The organism is Priestia endophytica DSM 13796, assembly GCF_900115845.1.
Taxonomy (GTDB): Bacteria; Bacillota; Bacilli; order Bacillales; family Bacillaceae_H; genus Bacillus_I; species Bacillus_I endophytica.
The window spans coordinates 341,269-368,160 of sequence record NZ_FOXX01000001.1; the positions used below are offsets into that span (position 1 = coordinate 341,269).

Annotated in this window: 32 protein-coding genes; 3 read left to right on the forward strand and 29 right to left on the reverse strand. The window is 37.5% G+C overall.

What is annotated here, in order from left to right; all coding sequences use genetic code 11:
• Window positions 1–133 precede the first annotated feature (133 nt).
• Window positions 134–706: an SMC-Scp complex subunit ScpB gene (gene scpB / locus BM012_RS01715; protein ID WP_061801865.1), complete on the reverse strand. Its 573-nt coding sequence runs from the start codon at window positions 704–706 to the stop codon at window positions 134–136.
• Complete coding sequence (locus BM012_RS01720) at window positions 696–1,451, reverse strand: segregation/condensation protein A (RefSeq protein ID WP_061801866.1); 756 nt, start codon at window positions 1,449–1,451, stop codon at window positions 696–698. Before BM012_RS01720 ends, scpB begins: the two co-directional genes overlap by 11 nt.
• Window positions 1,452–1,622: 171 nt before the next feature.
• Here BM012_RS01720 and BM012_RS01725 point away from each other — a divergent pair, with 171 nt between their 5' ends.
• Together BM012_RS01725 and BM012_RS01730 are read left to right on the forward strand one after the other, a co-directional pair.
• Window positions 1,623–1,718: a YjcZ family sporulation protein gene (locus BM012_RS01725; protein ID WP_061801867.1), complete on the forward strand. Its 96-nt coding sequence runs from the start codon at window positions 1,623–1,625 to the stop codon at window positions 1,716–1,718.
• 89 nt (window positions 1,719–1,807) lie between these two features.
• Window positions 1,808–2,338, forward strand: a complete 531-nt coding sequence (locus BM012_RS01730) for a DUF309 domain-containing protein (RefSeq protein WP_061801868.1) — start codon at window positions 1,808–1,810, stop codon at window positions 2,336–2,338.
• On the opposite strand, the gene BM012_RS01735 is transcribed toward BM012_RS01730, so the two are convergent.
• Together BM012_RS01735 and BM012_RS01740 are read right to left on the reverse strand one after the other, a co-directional pair.
• Window positions 2,335–2,712 carry a GNAT family N-acetyltransferase gene (locus BM012_RS01735; protein ID WP_061801869.1) on the reverse strand — a complete coding sequence of 126 codons (378 nt, stop codon included), beginning with the start codon at window positions 2,710–2,712 and terminating at the stop codon, window positions 2,335–2,337. The two genes, BM012_RS01730 and BM012_RS01735, sit on opposite strands and share 4 nt — an antisense overlap.
• A 301-nt stretch (window positions 2,713–3,013) precedes the next feature.
• A complete protein-coding gene (locus tag BM012_RS01740; protein ID WP_019391628.1) occupies window positions 3,014–3,451 on the reverse strand; it encodes a peptidylprolyl isomerase in 438 nt (145 codons plus the stop codon).
• Window positions 3,452–3,687: 236 nt separating this feature from the next.
• Between BM012_RS01740 and BM012_RS01745 the strand changes: the two genes are divergently transcribed.
• On the forward strand, window positions 3,688–4,566 hold the full coding sequence (locus BM012_RS01745) for a DUF1002 domain-containing protein (RefSeq protein WP_019391627.1): 879 nt from the start codon (window positions 3,688–3,690) through the stop codon (window positions 4,564–4,566).
• Between the two features lie 40 nt (window positions 4,567–4,606).
• Here BM012_RS01745 and BM012_RS01750 read toward each other — a convergent pair whose 3' ends face one another.
• The 25 genes from BM012_RS01750 to BM012_RS01870 form a co-directional block, all read right to left on the reverse strand.
• Entirely contained in the window at window positions 4,607–5,941 is a 1,335-nt protein-coding gene (locus BM012_RS01750; protein WP_061801870.1) for a 6-phospho-beta-glucosidase, read from the reverse strand.
• Window positions 5,941–6,273 carry a PTS sugar transporter subunit IIA gene (locus BM012_RS01755; protein WP_061801871.1) on the reverse strand — a complete coding sequence of 111 codons (333 nt, stop codon included), beginning with the start codon at window positions 6,271–6,273 and terminating at the stop codon, window positions 5,941–5,943. Before BM012_RS01755 ends, BM012_RS01750 begins: the two co-directional genes overlap by 1 nt.
• A gap of 34 nt (window positions 6,274–6,307) precedes the next feature.
• Window positions 6,308–7,657 carry a PTS cellobiose transporter subunit IIC gene (celB, locus tag BM012_RS01760; protein WP_061801872.1) on the reverse strand — a complete coding sequence of 450 codons (1,350 nt, stop codon included), beginning with the start codon at window positions 7,655–7,657 and terminating at the stop codon, window positions 6,308–6,310.
• A gap of 20 nt (window positions 7,658–7,677) precedes the next feature.
• On the reverse strand, window positions 7,678–7,983 hold the full coding sequence (locus BM012_RS01765; protein WP_061801873.1) for a PTS sugar transporter subunit IIB: 306 nt from the start codon (window positions 7,981–7,983) through the stop codon (window positions 7,678–7,680).
• Between the two features lie 99 nt (window positions 7,984–8,082).
• On the reverse strand, window positions 8,083–10,023 hold the full coding sequence (locus BM012_RS01770) for a BglG family transcription antiterminator (protein WP_061801874.1): 1,941 nt from the start codon (window positions 10,021–10,023) through the stop codon (window positions 8,083–8,085).
• 95 nt (window positions 10,024–10,118) lie between these two features.
• Window positions 10,119–11,432: a diaminopimelate decarboxylase gene (gene lysA, locus BM012_RS01775; protein ID WP_061801875.1), complete on the reverse strand. Its 1,314-nt coding sequence runs from the start codon at window positions 11,430–11,432 to the stop codon at window positions 10,119–10,121.
• Window positions 11,433–11,594: 162 nt separating this feature from the next.
• Window positions 11,595–13,076: a spore germination protein gene (locus BM012_RS01780; RefSeq protein WP_061801876.1), complete on the reverse strand. Its 1,482-nt coding sequence runs from the start codon at window positions 13,074–13,076 to the stop codon at window positions 11,595–11,597.
• A complete protein-coding gene (locus BM012_RS01785; protein WP_061801877.1) occupies window positions 13,066–13,635 on the reverse strand; it encodes a stage V sporulation protein SpoVABEA in 570 nt (189 codons plus the stop codon). Before BM012_RS01785 ends, BM012_RS01780 begins: the two co-directional genes overlap by 11 nt.
• A 5-nt stretch (window positions 13,636–13,640) precedes the next feature.
• Window positions 13,641–13,991, reverse strand: a complete 351-nt coding sequence (spoVAE, locus tag BM012_RS01790; protein ID WP_061801878.1) for a stage V sporulation protein AE — start codon at window positions 13,989–13,991, stop codon at window positions 13,641–13,643.
• Window positions 13,991–15,007, reverse strand: a complete 1,017-nt coding sequence (spoVAD, locus tag BM012_RS01795) for a stage V sporulation protein AD (protein ID WP_061801879.1) — start codon at window positions 15,005–15,007, stop codon at window positions 13,991–13,993. The genes spoVAE and spoVAD overlap by 1 nt, the downstream gene beginning before the upstream one ends.
• A gap of 14 nt (window positions 15,008–15,021) precedes the next feature.
• Entirely contained in the window at window positions 15,022–15,489 is a 468-nt protein-coding gene (spoVAC, locus tag BM012_RS01800; RefSeq protein WP_061801880.1) for a stage V sporulation protein AC, read from the reverse strand.
• 14 nt (window positions 15,490–15,503) lie between these two features.
• Window positions 15,504–15,872 carry a stage V sporulation protein AB gene (locus BM012_RS01805; RefSeq protein WP_061801881.1) on the reverse strand — a complete coding sequence of 123 codons (369 nt, stop codon included), beginning with the start codon at window positions 15,870–15,872 and terminating at the stop codon, window positions 15,504–15,506.
• A 40-nt stretch (window positions 15,873–15,912) separates the two neighbouring features.
• The gene (locus tag BM012_RS01810; protein WP_061801882.1) at window positions 15,913–16,533 is read right to left on the reverse strand and encodes a stage V sporulation protein AA; all 621 of its coding nucleotides are present in this window, start codon (window positions 16,531–16,533) and stop codon (window positions 15,913–15,915) included.
• A gap of 129 nt (window positions 16,534–16,662) precedes the next feature.
• Window positions 16,663–17,421, reverse strand: a complete 759-nt coding sequence (gene sigF / locus BM012_RS01815; protein WP_061801883.1) for an RNA polymerase sporulation sigma factor SigF — start codon at window positions 17,419–17,421, stop codon at window positions 16,663–16,665.
• Between the two features lie 12 nt (window positions 17,422–17,433).
• Entirely contained in the window at window positions 17,434–17,877 is a 444-nt protein-coding gene (gene spoIIAB, locus BM012_RS01820; protein WP_019391612.1) for an anti-sigma F factor, read from the reverse strand.
• Entirely contained in the window at window positions 17,878–18,225 is a 348-nt protein-coding gene (gene spoIIAA, locus BM012_RS01825; protein ID WP_019391611.1) for an anti-sigma F factor antagonist, read from the reverse strand. It abuts the gene before it with no gap.
• 92 nt (window positions 18,226–18,317) lie between these two features.
• The gene (locus BM012_RS01830; protein ID WP_061801884.1) at window positions 18,318–19,484 is read right to left on the reverse strand and encodes a D-alanyl-D-alanine carboxypeptidase family protein; all 1,167 of its coding nucleotides are present in this window, start codon (window positions 19,482–19,484) and stop codon (window positions 18,318–18,320) included.
• Between the two features lie 149 nt (window positions 19,485–19,633).
• Complete coding sequence (locus tag BM012_RS01835; RefSeq protein ID WP_061801885.1) at window positions 19,634–20,944, reverse strand: pyrimidine-nucleoside phosphorylase; 1,311 nt, start codon at window positions 20,942–20,944, stop codon at window positions 19,634–19,636.
• Between the two features lie 20 nt (window positions 20,945–20,964).
• Window positions 20,965–21,786, reverse strand: coding sequence for a purine-nucleoside phosphorylase (locus BM012_RS01840; protein ID WP_061801886.1), 822 nt, complete (start codon window positions 21,784–21,786; stop codon window positions 20,965–20,967).
• Between the two features lie 21 nt (window positions 21,787–21,807).
• A complete protein-coding gene (gene deoB, locus BM012_RS01845; protein ID WP_061801887.1) occupies window positions 21,808–22,995 on the reverse strand; it encodes a phosphopentomutase in 1,188 nt (395 codons plus the stop codon).
• Between the two features lie 188 nt (window positions 22,996–23,183).
• Window positions 23,184–24,077 (reverse strand): site-specific tyrosine recombinase XerD, encoded by an 894-nt coding sequence (gene xerD / locus BM012_RS01850; RefSeq protein ID WP_061801888.1) that lies wholly within the window; start codon window positions 24,075–24,077, stop codon window positions 23,184–23,186.
• Between the two features lie 6 nt (window positions 24,078–24,083).
• Window positions 24,084–24,311 (reverse strand): YqzK family protein, encoded by a 228-nt coding sequence (locus BM012_RS01855; RefSeq protein WP_019391605.1) that lies wholly within the window; start codon window positions 24,309–24,311, stop codon window positions 24,084–24,086.
• A 135-nt stretch (window positions 24,312–24,446) separates the two neighbouring features.
• Entirely contained in the window at window positions 24,447–24,908 is a 462-nt protein-coding gene (fur, locus tag BM012_RS01860; RefSeq protein WP_061801889.1) for a ferric iron uptake transcriptional regulator, read from the reverse strand.
• A 107-nt stretch (window positions 24,909–25,015) separates the two neighbouring features.
• On the reverse strand, window positions 25,016–25,654 hold the full coding sequence (gene spoIIM, locus BM012_RS01865; RefSeq protein WP_061801890.1) for a stage II sporulation protein M: 639 nt from the start codon (window positions 25,652–25,654) through the stop codon (window positions 25,016–25,018).
• A 74-nt stretch (window positions 25,655–25,728) separates the two neighbouring features.
• Window positions 25,729–26,892, reverse strand: coding sequence for an endonuclease Q family protein (locus tag BM012_RS01870; RefSeq protein ID WP_061801891.1), 1,164 nt, complete (start codon window positions 26,890–26,892; stop codon window positions 25,729–25,731).

Below are 26,892 nucleotides of genomic sequence, written 5' to 3' on the forward strand. Positions count from 1 at the left end.
ACAAATTTCATATAGTGGCCAAGCTTTGTTGCTCTTGTCATATTTTATACACGTTTTCTATAAGCGGCACTGCGATTGTCCATTATATGAAAAAATTCGTCTTTTTATACAAAAAACGTCTTTTCTTGGTTGTTTACTCATTCATTTTTTCGAAAAATAAATCTGCTTCTTTTTCTACTTCTTCTTCGTAAAACTCCTCTGGCAATGGAGGTAGTTCCTCCAACGTTTTAAAGCCAAAATGAGCTAAAAAATCGTCTGTTGTTCCATACAAAATAGCTCGTCCTGCCCCTTCTGCTCTTCCTACTTCTTTTACAAGGGCTTTGGCAACAAGCGTTTGAAGTGCTCTATCTGTTTTTACTCCTCTTATATCCTCAACTTCAAGCCGTGTAATGGGCTGTCGATAAGCAATAATCGCAAGTGTTTCAAGAGCAGCTTGCGAAAGAGATTGATGTGTTGGTACAGAAATAAGGCGTTTTATATACTCCGAGTATTCTTTTCTCGTTGCAAGCTGATAGCCGCCTGCAATTTCTAAAACGCTCATTCCTCTTTCACTTTGAGCATAAAAGGTTTGAAACTCCTCCATACACTCCTTTGTTTCTTGCAAAGAAAGCTCAAGCGCAACTGAAATCTGTTCGAGCGTTGCCTTTTCATCACCTACTGTAAAAAGGAGAGCTTCAATAATCGGAAACCATTTCTCATTCTTCACCAGCTTCTCCTCCTTCACTTGCAGACACGAAAAGTTCATCAAAATTCCCTTTTTGTTCTACAATAATTTGGTTTTGTTTTAAAAGTTCTAACACTGCTAAAAATGTCACAACAATGTGTTCTCGTTCAGGAACAGGAAAAAGCTCAAAAAAGCTTGTTTTCTTCCGCGTTGTTCGAAGATCTTTTAAAATATTAGTCATCCGATCTTCAATTTGAATTTCTTGTCTTGCAATTCGGGTTTTTAACGGCTTTTGAATTTTTTTTCGTTTTAATAGTTTCTGAACTGCGCTTAATATGTCGTACATTGAAACGGAAAGCTCTCTGCTTTCTTGCGCTTCGATCTCCATGCTTTGTAAGTCTTGAGGAGGACGTGTAAAAACATATCCACGCTCTATATCTCGTTCTTCAAAATCTTTTGCAACTTCTTTGAAGCGACGATATTGAAGAAGACGTTGCATAAGCTCATCCCTAGGGTCTTCTTCATCAAAGTCCTCTTCTAGTTCTTCAAGCTCTTCTTCCTTCGGAAGCAGCATCTTGCTTTTAATTGCTAAAAGAGTTGCAGCCATTACTAAATATTCACTTGCTACATCAAGCTGAAGCTCTTGCATCGTATGAACGTAAGACATATACTGCTCTGTGATTTTAGCTACAGGAATATCATATATATCGATTTCGTAACGATTAATAAGGTGCAGCAGCAAATCAAGCGGTCCTTCAAAAGCATCTATTTTTACACTATATTCCACTACACTTCACCAACACTTTTTCTTTCATCTTTAGGAGCATTCTGTAACTAGTATAGAGGATTATAGTCTTCTGTCCAATAATAATTTTTGGAATTGGGTATATTGCCCAACCAAAACGAAAGAAAAAACATACTATGCTTATGTAAGAAAAGATTGAAGGAGGAAAACATCATGGGTGAAAAAGGGTTTAATCATGGAAGCGGATTTGCGCTTATCGTTGTTTTATTTATTTTGCTTATTATCGTAGGTGCAGCTTGGTGCTGCTAATAGGTAAAAAAGGAGTTAGCAATTGCTAACTCCTCTTTATTTTGAAGAAAGAAAAACATGTGCTACACTTTTTATAGGAGGTTAAAAACATGAATTTCCCACAATCATACATAGACTATTTAGTTCACTTCCACAGTGATCGAGATTATTTTGAGTGTCACGAAATTTTAGAAGATTTTTGGAAAGAAAAAGAAGTCCAACATAGAGATGAGATTTGGGTTGCGTTTATCCAGATCGCCGTTGGTCTCTACCATCAACGAAGAAACAACTTTAAAGGTGCTTATCGTATGGTTAAAAACGCGCGTCGTATTATGAAAGGTCGACGAACAACGCTTGAGGAACTGGGTCTTCATGCTGAAAAGCTTCTAGCTTCTTTAAAATCTCTAGAAGAACGCATTAGAGCAGAAAAAGCATACGAAAGCTTTTATTTCCCTATTGCAAGCAACGAACTCCAGCAAGTATGCAAAAAAGAAGCTGCTAATAAACAGCTTCTATGGTGGCAGCCATCAAATTTATCAAATAAATTTATTATCGACCGACACAAATTGCGCGATCGTACCGAAATTATTTTACAGAGAGAGACGAATTTGTATAAGAAAAGAAAAAACAGGCAATGTTAAGAAATCGTTTCATTGCCTGTTTTATTATGTTCCTCACACTTTTCAAAAAAGGAGGCTATATGTTCATTCGGACGAACTTCTGCATTCTTATAGATTTCCTGCACTTTTTTCATCATCTTTTTCCCAATTCCCTGTTTACGGTAAGATGGATTGACGCTAATATGCTGAACTTCAGCAACAGTGTCCGAGTGCTTAATAATGCCAATTATGCCAACAAAGTCATCTTCTTCTTTCCAAAGATAAAGCTGCCAATCTGCGTTTTGTTCATACTCTTTAATTGTTTGCTGCAGCTTTTTTAAGTCTTTTTCATTGGGCATAAAGGAAAGCAGACCCATCGCAATTTTTTCATTTGCTTTCTTGTATCGATTTAACATAAAATTCTCCTCTTTAATATAAAGGTTCAGAAAAGAAAAGTATGGCTATAAACCCTTAATAAAGTTTTTTGAATCGACCTTCACTTCGGTGTATCCACCTTATAATACAAAATAACGATTAAAATATCAATGTTTGTTATTTCAGTAATATCTTTGTTTTTTGAAGCCCCGCTGTATTATATGACTTCCTACGCGTTTATTCGGAACATTTTTACGAATAACACTCTTTTATGTAAGCCCTTTCCAAAAGAACCCTATTTTTTATAGAAAAGAAAGAGGAACAAAACTGTTCCTCCACTTTTTACGCATCAAAAACTTCTACTTTTTCCATAATGTCGCCATTAGACATATTTAATGCTGTCTCAATGCCGCTTGTTACTTGTCCAAACACCGTATGTACGCCATCTAAGTGAGGCTGTGGAGCATGTACGATGAAGAACTGACAAGAACCAGTATCACGGCCAGCATGTGCCATAGAAAGTGAACCTACAACATGCTTGTGCGGGTTGTTGTCTGTTTCACAAGGAATGGTTTTATCTGCAGAACCTGTCCCATTTCCAATTGGACATCCACCTTGAGAAACAAAACCAGGAATAACACGGTGGAATGTTAAACCATTATAAAAGCCTTCGTTTGCTAGTTTTTCGAAGTTTTCAACTGTAATTGGTGCTTCATTTGGATAAAGATCAAATTCGATTTTTTCACCGTTTTGCATTAAAATATAGCCTTTTTTCGCCATAGTAATCGCTCCTTTATTAAACAATTTCCATCCTATCTTACCACATAAATGTGAGAGACACGAATTTTTCATTCCCTTCTTTTATTTTTTAAGAACATAACTTTTTTGAAACTCTTTCCTTTTTCAATCGTCTAATAATCTAGTAAGATCTTAGCCCTTCTTTTTGCTATTGCCAGAGCGAAAGAAAACATACTATAATGAACATGGCTTTTCGTCTACGAAGGAGGTTTTGAACCTTGAAAAAGTGTTTCAAACTATTATTAGCAGTATTGATCTCTTTGACAATACTACCGTCTCTTGCTTCTGCTGATGCCGCGGTTGGGGACGTGATCGTAACCCTTGGAGAAAATCTAACGCAAGAACAAAAAACAAAGCTCTTAAATGAAATGGAAGTACCTCAAGATGCACAAGAAGTAACTGTGTCAAATGCTGAAGAACATGAATATTTAGGGGATTTTATTCCAAAATCACAAATTGGTACGAAAGCTATTTCTTCTGCAAGTATTACCCTTGGGGAGAAAGATTCTGGTCTTAACATTACAACAAACAATATCAATTGGGTAACCGATGAAATGTATACAAATGCTTTAATTACTGCAGGAGTTAAAGATGCTAAGATCTACATCACTGCTCCATTTGAAGTTTCAGGAACGGCTGCTCTAACAGGCATCTTAAAGGCATATGAAGTTCAATCTGGTGAAGAAATTCCAGAGGATGTTAAAAAGATTGCTAACGAAGAAATGGTGGAAACAAGCCAGCTTGGTGACTCTGTTGGAAAAGAAAAAGCAGCTGCTCTAATGGCGAATGTAAAAGAAGAAATTGCAAAGAACACCCCGGAAAATAAAGAAGAGATTAAGCAAATCATTGAAAATAATGCAAATGAACTTAATATCAACTTAACAACAGGGGAAATTAACTCTCTTGTTAACTTCTTCAACAAACTAACAAACATTGATATTAATTGGAATCAAATTGAAAATCAATTCAATGTTACAAAAGAGAAAGTAAGCGACTTTTTAAATTCTGAAGAAGGTCAATCCTTCTTGCAGAAACTAAAAGAGTTTTTTATGAGTATTATTAACGCTATTCGTTCATTCTTTGCAAGTTTGTTTTAATTTATAAAAGCGTAAGTGGCTAAGCCTCTTACGCTTTTTTTCATGCTTCTACCGAATCAAAAAACTGAGGTAAATTCTCTCTGTGAGCTTCCAACATTTCATCTAAAATCTTTTTAGCAATGGTATCTGATGGAACAAGCGGATTGATTGTCATTGCTAAAAGAGCTTTTTTGTAATCTCCACTAACAGCTGCCTCTGCTGCTGTAATTTCAAAGGATTTGATCGAGTTTACAAGACCTCGGACATGAACAGGCAAGTCGCCAACTGCGATTGGCTTCGGTCCGTCTTTTGTAATAACACAGTTTACTTCAACAGCTGAATCATATGGTATGCTTGCGATCGCTCCATTGTTCCTTGTATTAACAGGCTGAATATCTCCTTTATCCGTGTAAATGGAGTGAATAAGGCTGCATGCTGCATCGCTGTAATAAGCGCCTCCTCTCTTTTCAAGCTGTGGTGGCTTAATACTTAAATTCTCATCTTTATAAAGTTCAAATAAGTCTTTTTCGAGTTCCTTAACAACTTCTGCTCGAGTTCCTTCCTCTTGGGAAGCTCGTATTTCTTCGGCAAGCATCTCATCTGTTTTATAATAATAACGATGATAACCGCATGGTATAGCATTTAATGCTTGAAGGAAGTCTGAATCCCATGCAACACCAGCAATGTTTTTCATTGTCATCGCATTCTCTGGATTGCCCATTTCTTTCAATACTTTCTCTTTAATGCTAACTCCGTCTAGAAATACATCCAATCCAAATACCATGTGATTTAGACCTGCAAACTGAACATGCACTCGACTTTGTTCTACTCCAAGCATTTCAGCAATTTTCATTTTCATCCCAATTGGAACATTACAAAGACCAACAACTTTTGTAATTGAGCTGTGCCTTAAAATAGCTTCTGTTACCATCCCAGCAGGATTTGTGAAATTGATAAGCCATGCATTTGGGCAAAGCTCTTCAATGTCCCGACAAATTTCTAAAATAACCGGAATTGTGCGGAGGCCTTTTAAAAGCCCCCCAGGTCCATTTGTTTCTTGCCCAATCACATTATATTTCAACGGTATTTCTTCATCCTTTTTACGAGCATCAAGGAGACCAACTCGAAATTGAGTTGTAACAAAATCCGCATCTTTTAAAGCTTCTTTCCTATTTAAGGTAAGATGAATATCAATTGGTACTCCTGCTTTTTTTACCATTCGCTTAGCGAGATTTCCCACAATCTCTAACTTTTCTTTTCCTCGATCAATATCAACGAGCCATAATTCACGAATTGGAAGTTCGCCATATCTCTTAATAAAGCCTTCAATAAGTTCCGGTGTATAGCTTGATCCTCCACCTATTGTTACAATTTTAAGACCTTTTTTTCCTTCCATTATCTCTCCACTCCTTTAATTGAAGTACGTTCGTATAGCTCAATCATTTCCTTTGCTAGATCTTTTACAGTTAATGACGTCATTAAATGATCTTGAGCATGAATAAGGAGAATAGGAATGTCATAGTTTTCTCCTCCTGCTTCATTTGAGATCAAGCTTGTTTGGAAGTGATGCGCTTTCCTAAACTCTTCTTCAGCATCTTTTAATTTCTGATCTGCTTCTACAAAGTTTCCAACCTTTGCATCTCCGATTGCCTGCATTGCTAAGCTTTTGGCATTTCCACTATGCATAATAAGATGGAATGAGATATCGTATAGCTCTTCTTTTGTCATCTCTTTAGTCCTTTCTAGGCATTTTCTAGCCTGCTTAGTTTACATTTACATTGGAATCTGTGCTTGTTAAATCTTCTAACTGACGCTCTTCTTTATACTTCTGAACATCCCACATTTTAAAGAATGGGAAATAGATTAAGAAAGCTACAGCCATGTTCACTACTTGAATAACAGCACCCGAGATTTTCCCTCCAGTTGCGAGATAACCGCTTAAAATAGGCGGTGTTGTCCATGGAACAGCAATTCCTGCGGGCTTTGCGACAAGACCTGTTTGCATAGAAACGTACGTGATGATGACAAGAACAACCGGTGTTAAAATAAATGGCACCATCATTAATGGATTTAGAACAACTGGCATCCCAAAGATAACTGGCTCATTAATGTTGAAAATTCCTGGTCCTGTTGAAAGTCTCCCAAGCTGTTTCATTTGCTGACTTCTTGCAAATAAAATCATCGCCACAACAAGGGTAAACGTTGCTCCAGAACCACCGATATTAATCCACACTTCAATAAACTGTTTTGTTACGATGTTTGGAAGCTCTGTTCCGTTTTGAAAAGCTATTCGGTTTTCGTCCATAAATGAGTACCAAATAGGATCCATTACCCCTCCAACAATTGTTGCACCATGAAGTCCACAAACCCATAAAAGTTGTTGAAGCAGTACTGCAATCACTGTTCCAACTAGTCCACCACCAAGGGCGCCAAGAGGTTCTTGCAAAAGTTGATTCACAATATTGTGAACGCTTTCAAAAGATGTATTCTCAATGGCAAGTCGAACAATCCAAACAAGTGCAATAATGATAAAACCAGGTATAAGAGCGACAAATGATTTACTTACCGCTGGTGGAACTCCGTCAGGCATTTTAATCACAATGTTTCGCTGAATAATGAAGCGATATATTTCTGTAGAGACAAGAGCTAAGATCATGGCTACGAAGAGACCTTTACTTCCTAAAAGAGCTACTGGAATACCGCCTGTAACTTCAATCCCAGTCTCGCTTCCAGGTGGCGTGTATAAGAAACTGTATGGTGTTGCAAGCAGAAAAGCAGATACAGAAATGGCGCCTGCACTCAACGCATCAACGCCATATTTTTCTGCAAGTCTGTAAGCAATTCCGAAAGAGGCAATAAGCGCCATAATATCAAAAGTAGCACTTACAGGATAGCCAAGCTTTGTTGCCCAGCTTTCTCCAAATGTCTTCTCCATAAAGTTTAAATACCCTTCAACAGGGAAGTTCGCTAAAATAAGAAACAGTGATCCAATAATTAGAAGTGGCATTGTTAAAATTAAACCGTCACGCATTGCTTGCAAATGTCTTTGTCCAGCTACTTTACCTGCAACAATCATTACCTTATCTTCTAAGAACCGATTGAACTTACTCATCTCTTTCACCCCTTCTAAGATTAGCTATTAACTAAACTTGCAGCTGTTTTCAATACCTCTGCTCCATTGCAAGTACCATAGTGAACGGGATTGATAGCTTCAACTGGGATACTTTTTTCTTCTCCAAGCTTCTTCATTTGTGGCAAAAGATAGCGAACTTGTGGACCTAATAGAAGAACATCTGCTTCATCAATATGGTTTTTAACTGCATCAGCACTTACGGCCCAGATTTTATATTCTTTTCCTTCATTTTTTGCGTGATTCTCCATTTTTGTAACAAGTAAACTTGTAGACATTCCTGCTGCACAACATAATAAAATATTCATTTTTATTTCCCCCTTGTATTCTTTTAATTTTCTTATATTAAGATTAATATGAAAACGCTTTCATATCCACTCATAAAATTTCCGTTAACTACGGAAATTTTATGAGTGTGAAGAACACAAAAAGAGAACGTTCATAAACTCTTTATATGTTTTACACTTCAAAAGTTTTTTTACAAGATGTGGATTGTTTACGATCTCAATGAGAAATTCATACATTTCCTTTAAATCTTGATTGCTCTCTTTTTCAACGTTCAAAAGACAAATAAACTGTGCAAATTCCTCTCCCCATTTAATTGGCTTGTCTAGTAAAACAATCGTCCAAAAGGTTGAATCTGTATAAGGCTGGATTGGATGAGGAATCGCAACAAGATTTCCAAAACTTGTTGCGGAAATTTCTTCGCGCTCCATTACCGAGTGAAAAAAAGAAGAAGGAACAATTTCTTTCTTTTCTAATTCACAAGCTAAAAAGTGAATAACATCCTTCCTATTCTCAAACGTCCGATTTAAAAAGATAAGGTCTTCCCTTATGAATTGAGCGATTTGGTGTTTGCTTTTCCTTATCGTCTTTTCAATTTTGTTTAAATCCTCTAAACCTAAAATAGATTTCACTTGCACAACCGGAATAGAAGCCGTTTCGATCGGAATTGTACTAATTACAAAATCTAAAGAATGCAATGACATTTCAGAGAGCCGATAATATTCTGTTGTTCCCACAATCTCTAATTCATGACCAAATTCTTTACGAAGCTTATATTCTAGCAATTTAGCGCTTCCCAAGCCAGATGCACATACAATTACACACCTTTTCCGCCTAACTTTCATACTTTTTCTTTCCAACGCTCCTCCAATATGGAGAGCTAAATAGCCTATTTCTTCTTCCGTACTATCAATATTATATTTTGATTTCAACACTGAACCAGCTACAACTCCTCCTTCAAATGCAAGTGGATAATTTGCTTTAATTTCTGCAAGAAGAGGATTTCTTAAATTCATTCCATATTTGTGCCGATTTAAAAACGGTTTTAAGTGAAGACATAGGCCAAGAAGTAGTTCTTCATCATGCTGCAGATCAAGTTTCAATTCTTCATCTATCGCTTGTAATAATTCACTAGCAAGCTGATACATTTCTTGATTTACTAACTCTTTTACACTGACTCCTTGTTCTTTAGAATGAGAAATCAACTTTGTTCCTAAAAGGTGAAGAGCAACATACAGAATTTCATGCTGTGGAAAAGGAAGCCCAAAGTGTTTTTCAAGCTCTTTGACAATGCATGTTGCAACTTCATATTCCTTACTTTCCTTAATTGAAGAAAACTCCTCAATATAGAAAGAAGCATAGTTTCCAGCCTGAATTCGTTTGTAAGAGATTAACAAGTGAACAACAAGATTATTTAGTGACAAATCGGACAGAATAATTTGCTGTTTTTTTATTTCCTCAATCATAATGCGTCGCACAACTGAGATTTCTTGTTCTGCAAAGATTGCTCCAAGATGCTCGTTTACCTCTTTTGAAAGAGAGCGTCGGTTAAAAATATATTCAGACATACAAAACCTAATTTTCACTTCCTCTCCTTTTACTTTTAATCCGTAATTTGGTTTTTGAAGAAAGACAAGGTTATAAAACTCAAGACGCTTCTTTACTTCCTTTAAATCCCCTTGTACAGTCGAGCGACTAACATAAAGTTCGTGAGCTAAATCTTCTAGTTTTATGTACTGATGAGTAAGAAGCAAGCGTTTTATAATATACACAACCCTTTCTTCTTTTGATTCAGGTCTTTCCGGTGTTACAATCATATCTTCAGCTGAGACTTTTCCCATTAATTCTTGAAACTTTTCCTGATTTTTGACACTAAGAGCATATCCTTTTCCACGAATCGATTGAATGTCAATCTCATATTGATGAAGATCTTCGTTCAATAATTTAATATCATTGCGAATTGTCCGAGAAGTAACTCCAACTTTTTGGGCTAGTTCATCACTTGTAATAAAAGAGGAGCTTGCAAGCATATAGCGTAAAATACGTCTTTTTCTATCATTCATTTCTCTTCCCCCCTAATCCCGTTTATATTATTTTAGAGATAATGATTCAAAAAAAATAGAGCTCTTTCAGAAAAAGAGCTCTATTTTCTTGCGTATTAAACTTTTGACTTTAATCCAACTTCATTACGAACAAGATCTTCAAATGTCTCTCGTTTGATAACAAGCTGTGCTTCTCCATCTTCAACGAAAACAACAGCTGGTTTTAGCATACGGTTATAGTTGCTCGCCATAGCGTAACCATAAGCACCTGTACAAAATACAGCTAAAATGTCTGAGCTTTCCACTTTCGGAAGCTCAATATCCCATAGGAGCATGTCACCTGATTCACAACACTTTCCAGCAATAGAAACTTTCTCTTCATGAGGAGCATTCATTCGATTTGCAAGGGCAGCTTCATATTTTGCTTCATACAGGGCAGGACGAATATTATCACTCATTCCTCCATCAACTGCTACATAATCACGTACATTTGGAATATGCTTCCTAGAACCTACTGTATAAAGCGTTGTTCCTGCATCTCCCACAAGAGAACGCCCAGGCTCAATCCAAATTTCAGGTATGTCAATCGTTAACTTTTCTGCTTGACTTTTGATTTCTTTGACCATTTCACGTACATACTGAGATGGAGGCAGTGGCGTATCTTCGCTTGTATAGCGAATCCCAAATCCGCCACCAAGATTTAGTACACGAGGAACGAAGCTTAATTCGTCTTTCCAAGACGCAATTTTTTCAAAAAGCTTTCTCGTTGCCATCACAAAACCTGTTACTTCGAAAATTTGTGATCCTATATGACAATGAATCCCAAGTAAATCTAAATATGGAGAGTGAAAAGCATGAGCAACAGCTTTATCTCCTTGCCCATTTTTAAGATCAAAACCAAACTTAGAGTCTTCTTGACCCGTTAAAATATAGTCATGTGTATGTGCTTCAATTCCTGGAGTGACACGTAAAAGAACAGGCACTTTCCATGAATGTTTCTTACTTAACTCTTCAAGCAACGCAATTTCATGAAAATTATCTACAACAATGCATCCAATCTTTTCTTTAATTGCATATTCTAATTCTTCATAACTTTTGTTGTTACCATGAAAATGGATTCGCTCTTTTGGAAATCCAGCAAGAAGAGCTGTATAAAGTTCCCCTGCTGATACAACATCGAGTGAGAGACCTTCTTCATTAACAAGCTGAAACATTGCTAAAGAAGAAAAAGCTTTACTTGCATACGCTACTTGCGCTTCTACTCCTTCTTCTGCAAACGTTTCTTTAAACTGTCTTGCTCGCTGTCTAATGAGGGCGACATCATATACATAGAGAGGCGTCCCATACTTTTTCGCAAGCTCAATTGTATCTACTCCGCCTATTTCTAAATGATTTTGATTGTTCACTTTGCTTGTGCCATGAAAAAACATTGTTGCCTTACCTCGTTCCTTTTTTTGAAATATCAATCATTTTTTGAATTAAAGTTACTTTACCATATACATAAAGGTCTTTCAACATGTACTTAGGGGCATTAGACCTAGAAAAGAAAATGAACCCTACTTTATTTCTAGTAGGATTCACTTTTTATATCTTTATTCTTTTAACTTTTGTCTAATACGATTGCGTGGATTTACGATACTTGGACGAACCGTTGCTCCAGGGACAGGCGTTCTAATAATAACTTGCAAAAAAGCTTTTGGATTAAATGGAAGCAATGGCCACAAGTAGGGTGTGTTTAAAGATTTAATATGAACAAGGTACAGAACGTAAAGCGTTGTTCCAATAACAAATCCTGGAGCTTTGAAAAGTGCCACTGCAATAAGAAGCGTAAGACGTGCAATCTTATTCGCGACACCAAGTTCATAGCTTGGTGTTGCAAATGATCCAATTGCGGCAATTGAAACATACAAAATAACCTCTGGAACGAATAATCCCACATCAATAGCAATTTGTCCAATTAAAGCAGCAGCAATAAGCCCCATTGCTGTAGAGAGTGATGTTGGAGTGTGAATGGAGGCAAGCCGTAAGAAATCAATTCCTATATCTGCTAAGAAGATTTGGACAACCATTGGAATACGTGAGCTGCTGTTTGGACCAATAAATTTCAAATGGTCATTTAACAAGCTAGAATCTAACGCAAACATAAGCCATAATGGCAATAGAAAGATAGAAGCAAAGATAGCAATGAAGCGAACCCACCTTGTAAATGTTCCAACTCCAGCAGACTGTCTATACTCTTCAATGTGTTGGACATGATGAAAATAAGTTGTAGGTGTAATGATAACGCTTGGGGACGTATCTGAGATAATAATCACGTGTCCTTCAAACATATGCGCCGCAGCGACATCCGGGCGTTCCGTATATCTCACAAGTGGAAAAGGGTTAAATCCTTGTTTAATAAGAAACTCTTCAATTGTTTTATCTGCCATTGGAAGTCCGTCAATGTCAATTGACTGTAATTGTTTCCGAACTGTTTTTACTAAATCAGGGTCTGCTATATCATCAATGTAAGCAAGACAAACATCAAGTTTTGAACGTTTTCCAACCTTCATAATCTCATAGCGCAAACGTCCATCGCGAATTCTTCTTCTTGTAAGAGCTGTATTAATAATGATATTTTCTGTGTAGCCATCGCGCGCCCCACGAACGACTTTTTCTGTATCAGGCTCTTCTGGTGAACGACCTGGATATGTACGAACGTCAACTTCAAAACCAACATCTTCTCCATTGATCATCACCACAATTAATCCAGATAAAACTGAAACCATGCAATCTTCAAGATTGTCTAATTTCTTCACTTGCTGATGAATCAATCTATTTTCAACAATCTGTTTTACTTTTCTTGGCTCTTTTTCATGATCATTGATTGTTACAAGCGATTCGGCGATTTTAATGATATATTGAGAATCACAAAGGCCTGTTACATAGTAAAAATGGACGGCATGATCTAAAACTAAAATTTTTCGGACGCCTAAATCAAAGCTTGCACCCATGTTTGCTTCATCTTTAAAAAATTCGTCATTATCGTAAATATTTTTGGAAATGGGCGTCTTTTGTAAATTTTCATTTGACATAACCTTTACTCCTTTCAAGAATTAACTCAACGGCTTTTAAGGTGATAGGAGAACCATGTTTAATATGATCTTTCATCCCCATTTTCCCAATATCACCAATACCCACCACAATCGGAAGGGAAAGTTCATCTAAACAGTACACTGTGTCGCCGTTTTGTTTCCCAACATCCATTTCTGCAACACCGTATTTATCTACTCCGTACTCGGTAAGTTCTCCATTTCCATCAATGCTTACGTCTACTTTTGTCCATTCATTTTGATGCGTCTTCGAAGCTACAGCAATTGCGCCAAGAACGTCGATATTTGGATGTGTTGCAACATATTTTAACGCCGTCTCTCCTGCTCCTTCTCCTAAGTAGCCACAATCATCGAACATCACAAATACAGGGCTGTGAGGAGTTTGCATAATAAGTGAAACAAGGTCTTCACCTGAGAGAATAGACGGATTTCCAAACGACTGAGAAATACAGCGTCCTCCCACTTTTTCAGCTACAAATTCAATCGTTCTTTTTGCAAATTCATCTCCATCTGTAACAACAATTACTTGGCGTGTTTTCATGTCTTTTATCCTTTCGGTTTAAAGATCAATGCAGCAAGAAAAGAGAAAAGAATGGCTGCTGAAATCCCCGAAGATGTTAATTCAAACATCCCCATACCAATCCCAATTAATCCGTGTTCCTCTGCGCCTTTCATTGCTCCATGTAAAAGAGAATGACCAAAGCTCGTAATCGGAATCGTTGCTCCTGCTCCTGCAAATTCAATAAATTTATCATATAAACCAAATCCATCTAAGACAGCTCCCGTCACAACAAAAAGAGTCATAACGTGAGCAGGCGTAAATTTAATAATGTCGAGTAACAGCTGGCCGACTACACAAATTAATCCCCCACATACAAAGGCAATAAGAAAATCCATCAGCCCTCCACCTCCACAGATTCTAGCACAACTCCATGTGCAATCGTTGGAATGGTTTCTTTTTGCTGTGTCATCGTTGGACTTAAAAGTGCTCCTGTTGCTACAACAAATACGCGCTTGAGCTCTCCCTTTGCAATCTGTTCTACAAGATGTCCATACGTAACAACAGCTGAACATGCACAGCCGCTTCCCCCTGCAAACACATTTTGATCTGGTCGATAAATCATAAGGCCACAATCGTTATGTGTTGAAAACACGTTGTATCCTTCCTCTTTTAATAAATCTTTCACAATAGGACTTCCAACTCCTGATAAATCTCCTGTCACAATTAAATCGTAGTCGCTTGGCTCTCTTCCTAAATCTTTGAAATGCTGAGAAATCGTTTGTGCTGCAGCAGGTGCCATTGCTGAGCCCATATCAAATGGATCTTTAATTCCGTAGTCTGCTACTCTTCCGATTGTAGCTGACGTAATTTTTACTTTTCCTTTTTCTTTTGATACGAGAGCTGCTCCGCTTCCTGTTACAGTTGCGGTTGCTGTGTCTGGTTTTTGGCCTCCATATTCTGTTGGATAGCGAAACTGTCGTTCAGCTGTAGCATTATGGCTGCTTGTTGCCGCAATAATGCGGTTTGCAAATCCCCCATCAACAAGAGCCGAACCAAGTGCGAGCGTCTCCATTGAAGTTGAACATGCACCAAACATGCATAAAAATGGAATTTGATTTTGTCTTGCTACAAAGTTTGCGGTTACATTTTGATTAAGAAGGTCACCTGCTAAAAAGAAATCCACATCATCGTACGTGTAGTTGAGCTTTTGTATACAAGTATCAATAGCCGTATTCATTAATTTCCGCTCGGCAAGTTCCCAATTTTTTTCTCCACAGTGCAAATCATCATACGTCACATCAAATGTTTCTTTTAACGGTCCATCCTTTTCTTTCGGGCCAACCGCTGTTCCAGTTGCGTTAATATAAAGATCATTTTGAAAAACCCATGATTGTTTCCCTGTTAGAATCATATGTTCCACCCTTTCTATAGCTGATGCATAAGATAATGTTGAAAGATATAGCGAATAAGTCCAACGATATAAGCTGCTGTAACTCCAAAAACAATCACGTTTCCAGCTAGTTTAAACATATTTGTTGCAATACCTAGCACAATTCCTTCACTTCTATGTTCAATAGCAGCACTTGCCATCGAGTTTGCAAATCCTGTTACAGGAACAGCTGACCCAGCTCCTGCAAACTGTCCGATTCTGTCATATACCCCAAATGCAGTTAGCAAAACAGCAATAAGAACAAGGGTTGACACAGTAGGGTTCCCAGCATCTTCCTTCGTAAAGTCAAAATATCTAATATAGAAATTTTGAACAAGCTGGCCAAAAGTACAAATCAGTCCTCCAACAATAAATGCTTTCAAACAGTTAAGAAAATAATTAGGTTTTGGCTGATATTGCTGTACTTTCTTCGAATAATTGTCTTTCAAATTTTTATCACTCATTGTACCTTCCTCCCTTAACTTGTAAAATACATCCAATGAAATAAAGAGCCTACAATTTTCCCAAGTACAATAGCCATCAATAGAATAGCAAGCTGATCATCAATTCCAATTCGTTTAGCTAGAATGGGGAAAACATTCAGAACCTCTGTCAATGCCGCCGCAAGCATGCCAACAAATATGCCATGAGCAAGTCCAACAAGCGCAATCAATGTTGGGAATAGTGGAAAATATACAAGATTTAAGCTAAACCAAACTCCAACAATTGTTCCAGAGATAATAGCCCACTCGTAGCCTTGAATATACTTCATCGTTTTCGTTAGCTGCATTAAGCGTGGCAAAATACCAAGCACTGTCAAAAATGCAACAAATCCACAGCCAACCATAAGTCCTCCGCCAAGTCCGATAACGATAGTTAATAAAACATTAACGCTCGTCAATGTGAGTCACGCTCTCATCATTTTCATTGATGATTACGTATCGGTCTAGGTCCTGCTGATAATTGAACATCTCTACTTCTAATGGACTTGGTTCTTCGTTGATTCGCTTTTTAAACACATGATTAAAAAACAAAATCATTCCAAGACCAAGACCGATAGAATAAGGAACTTGAAGAAGAAGAGGTGTTTCATCTTGTTCTCCTGTTAAGATAAAAAAGAGACGTTGATGCACTGCCCTCATGCTCACATCCTCATGGAAGTTCATAATAGCTAAAGCGGCTCCAATGAAAAGAAGGAGCCAAACAACAATAAAAAAAGGAAGAGAAGCACGTTTTCTCTCAAATACCACTTCTACAATCGTTTGAGTTGGGCCAACTTGCTGTATTTCCATATTTTCCATTTCTCTAGAAATAGCTTGGATGATCCTCATAACATCAATGATAATGATGTTTTGGTCTTTTTCATTTACCTTATAAATCACTAAGCTTTCAATCTTCTCTTTCTCTTCCTTCGATGTAAAAACAACAGCAACATCTCCTACTGTGATCTTTTCTTTTGGCCTCACTTGTACTCGATGTCTCATTTTGATGTATACTGAACGACCCACATATACCACACACCTTATAGCTCGTTTTCTCTGTACATGTAGTATGAGTTTCCAAATCTTTTCTCATACACAGTTTAAAGAGCCAAAAAATAGAAAAAAAATAAAGCTATCCTTTTAAAAAGGATAGCTTTATTCATCCATTTGTTCTTTAATTTGTTTTAAGATCTTCTTTTCAAGCCTTGAAACTTGAACTTGTGATATGCCTAGTCTTGTTGCAACTTCTGATTGCGTTTGGTCTTTATAGTAGCGCAAGTAAACAATTAACCTTTCACGTTCATCAAGATGTTCAACAGCTTCTTTCAAAGCAATTTGATCAAACCATTTATCTTCACTCTGATCTGCAATTTGATCAAGTAATGTAATAGGGTCGCCGTCGTTTTCATAGACCGTTTCGTGAATAGAAGAAGGTGCTCTATTCGCTTCTTGAGCAAGCACAACCTCCTCTGGCGTAATATCAAGGTGTTCTGCAACTTCATTGATCGTTGGGGTTCGTCCATATACTTTCGAAAGTTCGTCTTTTGCTTTACGTATTTTATTGCTCGTTTCTTTTAAAGACCGACTAACTTTCACTGTACCATCATCTCTTATAAAGCGCTGAATTTCTCCAATAATCATTGGAACTGCATATGTTGAGAACTTTACGTCATACGAAAGATCAAATTTATCCACAGATTTCAGTAACCCAATGCTTCCAATTTGAAACAAGTCATCTGGTTCATATCCTCTGTTTAGAAACCGCTGTACAACAGACCAAACGAGCCTCATATTACGATTCACAATTGTATCTCGGGCTTCTTGGTCACCATCTTGACTTCGTTTGATTAATTCTTTGACTTCATGGTCCTTTAAATAAGGCTGATTCTTCTCACGCTTGACCTCCACATCCATAGGCAAGTCTCCTTAGTTGCACAACGCTTTTTGCTTTGCTAAATGCTTTTTTAAGTAAAGAGCTGTGCCATGATTTGTGGATGATTCGATTTTACATTCATCCATAAAGTTTTCCATAATCGTAAATCCCATACCAGACCGTTCAAGTTCAGGTTTTGTTGTAAAAAGAGGTTGCTTTGCTTCTTCTACGTTGTCAATTCCATGTCCCTCGTCTCTTATATTTAACTCAACAACACCATCATCACTTAATGTAACGGAAATATATACTGTGCCTTCTGGATTGCTGTCATATCCATGAATAATAGCGTTTGTGACAGCTTCTGAAACAACCGTTTTAATTTCTGTAATTTCATCCATTGTTGGATTGAGCTGTGTCACAAAAGCAGCAACAGTAACACGCGCAAATGCTTCATTTTGACTTAGGGCCGAAAATTGAAGGTGCATTTCATTTTTCATTTAGGCCACCCCCAGCGTTGTTAGAGCTTTTTGTTCACTTTGCTCTAATCGAATAATTTTGAACATCCCTGACATTTCAAAAAGACGGTGAACAGCTGGAGATATAGCACAAACGACCATTTCTCCTCCAGCGCTCTTAATTTGCTTATAGCGTCCTAAAATGACACCAAGTCCTGAGCTATCCATAAAAGATAGATCAGCCAAATTTAATACAATATGATTAACGTCTTTTTGCAACAAGCCGGTAATTCGCGTTCTCAATTCTTCTGCTGTGTGGTGATCAAGCTCGCCCTTCAAACGAACAAGTAAAACAGAATCTTTTACCTCACATTCAATCACAAGACTCAAATTAAACCCTCCTTGCTTTCATATAATGCTTCTTTCGCTAGAAAGGTGGGGGTTTCCTTCTTCATGACAAAACTAGTTTAGATTCGTCAAATTTAGCTCGTCTTTGTAAATGTTGTAAACGTTCGTTTAAAGAAATTCCACCATGAAGCTTCTTTCATACTGTCCTTTGCAAGAAGCGGTGACGTTGTGACAACTTTTCCATCTTTTTTAATAATAAGCGTCCCCACTTCATCTCCTTTTTTCAAAGGCGCTTTTAAATCTTTATTCAGCTTCACTTCTTTTTTCATATTCGCTTTTCCTTGTCCTTTTTCATTTAAGATTGAAATAGGCTCTGAAGTTACAACTTCTACTGTTTTATCTTTTCCTTTTGCAACTTTCACTTCTCCAACAACTTGATCTCGCTTGTACAATGGAGATGTTTCGTATTTGCTAAACGCGTAATCAAGCATCTTTGTAATTTGGCTGTTGCGATCTTTTGGCGTGTCTGCTCCAAATACAACAGCTACAACGCGCATATTGCCTTTTTTAGCTGTTGCTGTTAAACAATATTTTGCTTCTTTTGTGTACCCTGTTTTTAATCCGTCAACGCCATCATAAAACTTCAGCAAACGATTTGTGTTCACAAGCCAGAATTTTTTATCGGTATCTTCCCTAAGATAGTCCTCATACGTGCCTGTAAATTTTGTAATTCCTTCATATTTCAATAGCTCTTTTGCCATAATAGACATATCATGAGCTGTACTATAATGATCTTCAACAGATAAACCTGTTGGATTTTGAAACTTTGTATTTTTAAGTCCTAAATCTTTTGCCTTTTGATTCATCATGCTTACAAACTCTTCTTCAGAACCTGCGATGTGCTCAGCCATTGCAACCGAGGCATCGTTTCCTGAAGCAATTGCAATTCCTTTTAACATTTGTTCTACCGTCATTTCTTCACCAGGCTCAAGGAAAATTTGTGAGCCCCCCATTGAAGCTGCATGTTCACTTGTCCGAACTTTGTCGCTCATCTTGATTTTCCCCTTATCAAGAGCGTCCATAATAAGAATCATTGTCATAACTTTAGTCATACTTGCAGGAGGAAGTTTTTCATCACCGTTTTTTTCGTATAAAATCTCTCCTGTGTCTCGTTCAATTAAAATAGCTGACTCTGCTTTTTCAGCTAAACTTGGTGCTTTTTTCTCAGCTCCAAATGCTGATGGTGATAAAGTGGAGACGCCTAATAAGAGAACTAGTATAAAAGAAAAGAGTTGTTTCATTGCATGTTAACCTCCATTCGTAATACCACTATTTTTTCCAAAAAAGCACATATTATACTGAATTATATTGAAAATAATGGAGGAAAAAGCTTTTATATCCATAAAAAAACGCAGTGAAGAATATTCTTCACTGCGTTTTTTTATGGATACTAGTTTGATTTTTGAACTGTATCATAAATAAGAGAAGGAGCCTCAACTTTTTTAGAAGAGATGCTAATGTTCTTTAGAATATGCTCTTTTACTTCTTGAACATCTTCTTTGTTGCTGTAAATTGTCACAAGCGACTCACCTTTTTTCACTTCATCGCCGACTTTCTTACGAAGCATAAGACCAACAGCAAGATCAATCTCAGAATCCTTTGTAGCACGTCCTGCGCCAAGCCACATTGCCGCTGTGCCCATTTCATCTGCCACGATTTCTGATACATAACCATCTTTTTCTGCATTCACTTCAATCTTATGTGCTGCTTGTGGAAGTTTTGCCACATCATCAACAACAGAAGGATCTCCACCTTGAGCAGCTAAAAATGTTTTAAAACTTTCAAGTGCTTTTCCATTTTCAATAACTTCCTGAAGCATACGACGTGCTTCTTCAAGAGACAAAGCTTTGTCCGCTAAGTAGACCATATAACTACCAAGCACTAAGCATAGCTCTTCTAAATCTTTTGGTCCTTTACCTTTTAACGTGTCAATCGCTTCTTCGACTTCAAGAGCATTTCCAATCGCAAAACCAAGCGGTTGACTCATATCAGAAATGACAGCCATTGTTTGACGGCCAACGTTATTTCCGATGTTTACCATTGATTGTGCTAGAGCTTTGGCATCTTCTAAGTTTTTCATAAATGCGCCAGCACCTGTTTTCACATCTAAAACAATGGCATCTGCTCCAGCTGCAATCTTTTTACTCATAATAGATGCTGCAATAAGAGGTAGGCTATTAACAGTTGCCGTTACATCACGAAGCGCGTAGATTTTTTTATCTGCTGGTGTTAAGTTTCCAGACTGTCCTACAACCGCTACTTTATTTTTATTCACAAGCTCAATAAATTCTTTTTTATCAATCTCAACGTGAAATCCTTTAACAGCTTCAAGCTTATCAATAGTTCCACCTGTATGACCTAACCCTCTGCCAGACATTTTAGCAACTGGCACTCCTACTGCTGCTACAAGAGGGGCAAGAATAAGTGTTGTAGTGTCACCTACACCGCCTGTTGAATGTTTATCAACTTTCACACCTTCAATTGCTGAAAGATCAATAGTGTCTCCTGATTGAACCATTGACATTGTTAGCTCTGCTTGTTCATTAGCTGTCATGCCTTGAAAGAAAACAGCCATTGTAAAAGCACTCATTTGATAATCTGGAATATCTCCTGATGTGTAGCCTTCAACGATAAACGAAATTTCTTCTTTTGTTAATTCTTTACCGTCACGCTTTTTTGCAATTAAATCAACCATTCTCATGTTGGATCTTCCCCCCTAAATTAGTTGCTCATTTTTCGTACGATTTCTTTTACAAATGCAAGGAAGTTTTTCTTTACTTTTTCTGTTGTTTCAATTACTTCTTCATGATTAAGAGGCTGATCTAATATGCCTGCAGCCATATTTGAAATACAAGAGATTCCAAGTACTTTCATCCCCGCATGACGAGCAACAATAACTTCTGGAACTGTTGACATACCAACTGCGTCCCCTCCGAGAATACGAAGCATACGAACTTCAGCAGGTGTTTCATAAGATGGACCTGTATTACCAACATATACTCCTTCTTGAATTGATAAATCTAAGCTTGCTGCTGCTTCTTTTGCAAGAGCTCGCAACTCTTTAGAATATCCTTCTGACATGTCTGGGAAACGAGGACCAAGGTTGCTATCATTAGCTCCAATAAGCGGATTGCTACCAAAGTTATTGATATGGTCACTAATGAGCATCAAATCACCAGGGTTGAACGATTCATTAATCCCTCCAGCTGCATTTGTGACAATAAGCTTCTCAACTCCAAGCTCTTTCATTACGCGAACAGGGAACGTTACTTTGTCAAAGCTGTAACCTTCATAATAGTGAAATCTCCCCTGCATTGCGATTACTTTCGCTCCGTTCAACGTTCCGATAACAAGCTGCCCTGCATGTCCTTCAACAGTTGAAACAGGGAATTCAGGAATATCTTCGTATGGGATTTTTACCGCATTTTCAATTTCATCGCCAAGGACTCCTAATCCTGATCCTAAAATAAGGCCGATTTCCGGCTTAACTTGTAACTTTCCTTCAATAAATGAAGCAGCTGTTTGAATAGCATTTTTATTCATATATTCGCTCTCCCTCTTATCTTATTTTTGATTTAGTTCATTTAAAAAGCTTTTGCCATGCTCTGGTAGCTTAATATTAAAATTATCTGCTACTGTTGCGCCAATATCTGCAAATGTTTGACGAACGTCAAGTTCCTCGCCCTTTTTCATTCCTTTACTATATACAAGGAGCGGTACATATTCTCTCGTGTGATCTGTACCATGATGAATAGGATCGTTTCCATGATCTGCTGTAATGATGAGTAAATCATCGTCTTTTAATCCTTCAAATACTTCAGCAAGACGGACATCATATTCTTCAAGTGCATCTCCATAGCCTTGTGGATCACGGCGATGCCCAAACTTCGCATCAAAATCTACTAAGTTTACAAAGCTTAGCCCTTCAAAATCCATATGAAGGGTCTCTACCAATTTATCCATCCCGTCCATATTAGACGTTGTGCGAAGAGATTTTGTTACACCTTCTCCGTCATAAATATCGGAAATTTTACCGATTGCAATCACGTCAAAATTTTCATCTTTAAGCTCATTCATAACAGTACGGCCAAATGGTTTTAAAGCATAGTCATGGCGATTTGAAGTACGCTCAAATTTCCCAGGACTGCCGATGAACGGACGAGCAATCACACGACCAACCATATACTTTTCATCAAGTGTGAGTTCACGAGCAATTTCACAAATCTTGTAAAGCTCATCAAGCGGAACAACATCTTCGTGCGCAGCAATCTGCAATACTGAATCTGCTGAAGTATAGACAATAAGCGCTCCTGTCTTCATATGTTCTTCACCAAGCTCGTCTAAAATAGCGGTGCCTGAAGCAGGTTTATTAGCGATAATTTTACGACCTGTCTTTTCCTCAAGTTCAGCAATCAACTCTTGTGGAAATCCATCTGGAAAGACGCGAAACGGCTGATCAATGTGAAGACCCATAATCTCCCAATGACCTGTCATTGTATCTTTTCCTGTTGAAGCTTCCTGCATTTTTGTATAGTAAGCAAGTGGCGTATCCTCTTTTTGGATTCCTTTAATCTCGCGAATATTGCTTAAGCCTAGCTTACCCATGTTTGGCATGTTAAGTCCTCCACGATGTTCAGCAATATGGCCAAGCGTGTCTGCGCCTTTATCATCATACTGCTCAGCATCTGGAGCTTCACCAATCCCAACAGAGTCCATCACAACTAAAAATATACGTTTATATGTATAAGACATAACAATCTCCTCCAAAATGTCTAGTTTGTTTATAACATTCCCTCTTTACTATCGTTTTAAGCGAAATTTATGTAAGGAGACAAGAGGTCTGACTTCTTCAGTATAACGTTTCTCTATTCAAATTGGAAGTGGTTACATTTAAGAAACTAAAAAAGGTAGAATAGCAATTATTCTACCTTTTTTAGTTTCTATGCTCGTGGATGAAATTCATTGTATACATCTTTTAATCGCTTTTTCGTCACATGTGTATAGATTTGCGTTGTAGAGATATCAGCATGTCCAAGCATTTCTTGCACAGCTCTTAAATCTGCCCCATTTTCAAGGAGATGCGTTGCAAACGAATGTCGTAATGTATGCGGTGTAAGTTCTTTTTCAATTTGAGCAGATAAGGCTAACTTTTTTAAGATTTTCCAAAACCCTTGACGCGTTAACCTGCGACCATGATGATTAAGAAAAAGAGCTTCTTCTTTTTGATTTCTTTTTAAAAGCTTTGGACGACTTTCTTCAATATATTTCTGTAACGCCTCACTTGCCATTTTGCCCATCGGAACAATTCGTTCCTTGTCTCCTTTTCCAATACACCGGACAAATCCCATTGTCATATGAACATCTTCTACATTCAAATTCATAAGCTCTGTAACCCGAATTCCCGTTGCATACAAAAGCTCTAACATTGCTTTTTCGCGTCTTCCAAACGGCGTAGATTCGTCAGGAGCAGTTAAAAGAGCTTCTACTTCGTCTGGTGACAGTACTTTTGGAAGAGTCCTTTCCACTTGTGGGGTTTCAATATGGACAGATGGGTCCTTGTCCATAATATGCTCACGCAACAGAAACTGATGAAAGGACCGAATAGATGCGATATGTCTTGCAATGGTTTTAGAGGATTTTCCATTTTCCATCATATATCTCATAAACGCAATAATATGCTCTCTTGTAACTTCTTCAAAAGAAGAAACAGTCTCCACTTTTTTTAAGTACTCAGCATATTTTACTAAATCGCGCTTATAAGATTCAATCGTATTTGGAGCTAACCCTCGTTCTACAACTAAATAGTGAATAAAATCTTCAATTGTAAGGTTCAATACTCTCTACTCCCCGTTATGATAAAACATCACTAATCTTTCTATCCATGATTTTTCTTCTTCGTGTACCATGTTGGCTACTTTGACAGCAGATCCTTCTGGAACATCGTAGCGATGATAGTTTTGATATTCTTCATATACCCATAAAAGTGCACAGTAAAATAATACCGTAAAACTAACAAAAAGCACAAACACTTTACAAGCCTGTACTGTTACATCCCACCACGTTTTCATTGGCATCCTCCAAAAAAGATTTCTACTAAAACATATGCCAACAGTAGAAGATTTTATACCTTTTGAAGAAGGATGCTTATTGTTTTATCCTAATAAAAAAAACCTCTCCCACGCCGGAAAAGGTTTTTATATCGTTCAATTCGATTCTTTTTCGTGATTCTCATTATGGCAACGATGACAAATACCATGAAATGTCAAGCGGTGGTCTTTAATTTTAAAGTTCCAATCGCGTTCAACGATTTTTTCCACGTCTCCAAGAAGATCATCTTGAATCTCATCTACTGCTCCACATTCAATACATACAAGGTGATGATGGAAATGATCTGCCCCTTCTTTACGAAGATCATACCTTGATACCCCATCACCAAAGTTAATTTTGTCTACAATCTTTAATTCTGTTAAAAGTTCTAGTGTCCGATAAACCGTTGCAAGGCCAATTTCTGGAGCCTTTTCCTTGACGAGGAGATATACGTCTTCTGCACTTAAATGATCTTTTTCATTCTCAAGCAAAACTCGTACAGTCGCCTCACGCTGTGGAGTCAGTTTGTAACTCGACGAATGCAACTGCTGCTTTATCCGATCAATTCTACTTTCCATTTGCTAGTCCCTCCCTCGCCATTCATCTGTACATTATAACAGACTTTTCTCAGTAAGGAAAATAAAATGATTATCAATTAGGAAACACACATATTATTATATAATAATCATTCTAAAAAAGAAAGAGTTGTTTTCATCAAAAATGGCGATGCATATGCTTCAAGCGTTGAAGAAAGTGTTACAACGGCTAAGATGAGTAGAATAACTGTACTATAACGCATAAAAGCCGCTACCATTGTTTCACTGCCGCTTCTTACAAATTGTTTCATTAATTTTAATGAAAAAGAAAGCGAAAGGGTTGAAACAACAATAAAAAGAGGAATGAGAAATAAATTTTGTGGAAACACGGAAACAAAAGAAAGAAGAAAGCCGTGAAAGCCCATTTGATTTACTAAGAAGCCAACCGTAAATCCAATTACAATTCCTTTTAGAAAAAGTAACACAAGGACAACAGGCAAACCGATAACTGAAATACCGAGAATCCAAATAAACCCTAAATATTTTATGTTATGCCAAAAACTTTGCTTTAAAATATCAGCAGAATTTGCTACTTCTCCTTTTGTAACTTGTCCAAAGAATCGATCTAAATAGTAAAACAAGTCCTCTTTTTGCCCTAAATTCAAACTATTTACAACAACAGCACCAAACACCACTCCGATAAAGAACAAAACCGTCACAAATAAATAGACAGAGCTATGTTTTTGAATATGGTAAAATAACAACTCCTGTACACGTTGCTTATTCATTACCGTGTCCTCCTATCATCTTAAACAGTCTTTACTAGACTATATGATAGAAGAAAGAGTTTCATGAATCTTTTCTACTTCTTCACACTTCCATATTTTCCTCCTCCACCAGATACAAGATCAAGCTCGCCGCTTCGGGCTTTTAAAATAAGGTCAGCAAGGGCTGGCTTCACAACTTGTGAAAGTTCTTTTTCACTAGCATGATGTAAAATCCCCATCTCACTTCCGAACGCTGCTACTAGTTTTTCAAGCGTTTTCGGTCCAATACCTGGTAGAAACTGTAGCGGTACTTGGTGTGTATAAGGGGGTCTCACAGGACTTTCTGAGCTGTCAGATAGCTCTTGCAACCTTTCATATACTCCCTTAATAAATGAATGATGACCACAAAATACACAGTTTCCCTTTCCATCTTCTTCCCAGAGATGCAAACATTTTTCACAAACTGTATGATGATATTTTCCTAAGGCAGGATTTAATCCATAGTTATGAGCAATCTTTCGACCTTCTACTTTCTTCAACGCTTTTTCAAATTCTGCAAAAGTTCGATCTTTAAGGAACAACTCATTGTACTCCCTCGCAATTTTTCCAAGAGAATGCGCATCAGAGTTTGTTAAGAATGGATATTGATGAAGTTCTTTTACCGTATCTGCCATACGGGTATCAGAACTCAAGCCAAGTTCTACTGCATCAATTAAAGTTGGATCGAATACTTCCGTTAGCGAGCGCTGAACTCCTTTTCCAAACAAGCTTTTAAACGGAGTGAAAATATGAGCTGGAATAAACAATCCTCCAAGAGTTTTAACTTTCTCTTGCACTACCTTCCCTTTTTCATAAAGTCGCTGAGTGCTTAATGTAATATTCTTCGTTCTTTCAGAAAGCCATGCTGAGAATTCGTGCATCTTTTGAAGCGTTGGCATAAAAGCAAGAACGTGAATTGGTCCATGGCAGTATTCATCATAGATTTCAAGCTCTGAGCCAAGTAATATAGTCAAACCACTCCCATAGACTCCACCTTCTTCATGTTCTATCATTTCTTCTCTTTCTAGCATCTCTTCTAATTCTGTAAGAACTTCTGGAACATGACAATCGATGATGCCGATCAAATTTAGTCCTTTTTCGCTTTCCGCATGATGCAAGACATTTTGCAGCGTTAACGTGGGTGAAGCTGTAATCTTAACAGGATGTCCTTCTCTTGTTCGCCCAAGATGAATATGTAAATCGGCAAAGTACTTGTTCAT

Excerpts from the sequence above, each read along its gene's own strand:
- BM012_RS01725 (WP_061801867.1), top strand. The coding sequence starts at position 1,623 with ATGGGTGAAAAAGGGTTTAATCATGGAAGCGGATTTGCGCTTATCGTT.
- BM012_RS01730 (WP_061801868.1), top strand. The coding sequence starts at position 1,808 with ATGAATTTCCCACAATCATACATAGACTATTTAGTTCACTTCCACAGT.
- BM012_RS01735 (WP_061801869.1), bottom strand. The coding sequence starts at position 2,712 with ATGTTAAATCGATACAAGAAAGCAAATGAAAAAATTGCGATGGGTCTG.
- BM012_RS01740 (WP_019391628.1), bottom strand. The coding sequence starts at position 3,451 with ATGGCGAAAAAAGGCTATATTTTAATGCAAAACGGTGAAAAAATCGAA.
- BM012_RS01750 (WP_061801870.1), bottom strand. The coding sequence starts at position 5,941 with ATGGAAGGAAAAAAAGGTCTTAAAATTGTAACAATAGGTGGAGGATCA.
- BM012_RS01755 (WP_061801871.1), bottom strand. The coding sequence starts at position 6,273 with ATGACAAAAGAAGAGCTATACGATATCTCATTCCATCTTATTATGCAT.
- celB (WP_061801872.1), bottom strand. The coding sequence starts at position 7,657 with ATGAGTAAGTTCAATCGGTTCTTAGAAGATAAGGTAATGATTGTTGCA.
- BM012_RS01765 (WP_061801873.1), bottom strand. The coding sequence starts at position 7,983 with ATGAATATTTTATTATGTTGTGCAGCAGGAATGTCTACAAGTTTACTT.
- BM012_RS01770 (WP_061801874.1), bottom strand. The coding sequence starts at position 10,023 with ATGAATGATAGAAAAAGACGTATTTTACGCTATATGCTTGCAAGCTCC.
- lysA (WP_061801875.1), bottom strand. The coding sequence starts at position 11,432 with ATGTTTTTTCATGGCACAAGCAAAGTGAACAATCAAAATCATTTAGAA.
- BM012_RS01780 (WP_061801876.1), bottom strand. The coding sequence starts at position 13,076 with ATGTCAAATGAAAATTTACAAAAGACGCCCATTTCCAAAAATATTTAC.
- BM012_RS01785 (WP_061801877.1), bottom strand. The coding sequence starts at position 13,635 with ATGAAAACACGCCAAGTAATTGTTGTTACAGATGGAGATGAATTTGCA.
- spoVAE (WP_061801878.1), bottom strand. The coding sequence starts at position 13,991 with ATGGATTTTCTTATTGCCTTTGTATGTGGGGGATTAATTTGTGTAGTC.
- spoVAD (WP_061801879.1), bottom strand. The coding sequence starts at position 15,007 with ATGATTCTAACAGGGAAACAATCATGGGTTTTTCAAAATGATCTTTAT.
- spoVAC (WP_061801880.1), bottom strand. The coding sequence starts at position 15,489 with ATGAGTGATAAAAATTTGAAAGACAATTATTCGAAGAAAGTACAGCAA.
- BM012_RS01805 (WP_061801881.1), bottom strand. The coding sequence starts at position 15,872 with ATGGTTGGCTGTGGATTTGTTGCATTTTTGACAGTGCTTGGTATTTTG.
- sigF (WP_061801883.1), bottom strand. The coding sequence starts at position 17,421 with ATGGATGTGGAGGTCAAGCGTGAGAAGAATCAGCCTTATTTAAAGGAC.
- spoIIAB (WP_019391612.1), bottom strand. The coding sequence starts at position 17,877 with ATGAAAAATGAAATGCACCTTCAATTTTCGGCCCTAAGTCAAAATGAA.
- BM012_RS01830 (WP_061801884.1), bottom strand. The coding sequence starts at position 19,484 with ATGAAACAACTCTTTTCTTTTATACTAGTTCTCTTATTAGGCGTCTCC.
- BM012_RS01835 (WP_061801885.1), bottom strand. The coding sequence starts at position 20,944 with ATGAGAATGGTTGATTTAATTGCAAAAAAGCGTGACGGTAAAGAATTA.
- BM012_RS01840 (WP_061801886.1), bottom strand. The coding sequence starts at position 21,786 with ATGAATAAAAATGCTATTCAAACAGCTGCTTCATTTATTGAAGGAAAG.
- deoB (WP_061801887.1), bottom strand. The coding sequence starts at position 22,995 with ATGTCTTATACATATAAACGTATATTTTTAGTTGTGATGGACTCTGTT.
- BM012_RS01855 (WP_019391605.1), bottom strand. The coding sequence starts at position 24,311 with ATGAAAACGTGGTGGGATGTAACAGTACAGGCTTGTAAAGTGTTTGTG.
- fur (WP_061801889.1), bottom strand. The coding sequence starts at position 24,908 with ATGGAAAGTAGAATTGATCGGATAAAGCAGCAGTTGCATTCGTCGAGT.
- spoIIM (WP_061801890.1), bottom strand. The coding sequence starts at position 25,654 with ATGAATAAGCAACGTGTACAGGAGTTGTTATTTTACCATATTCAAAAA.
- BM012_RS01870 (WP_061801891.1), bottom strand. The coding sequence starts at position 26,892 with ATGAACAAGTACTTTGCCGATTTACATATTCATCTTGGGCGAACAAGA.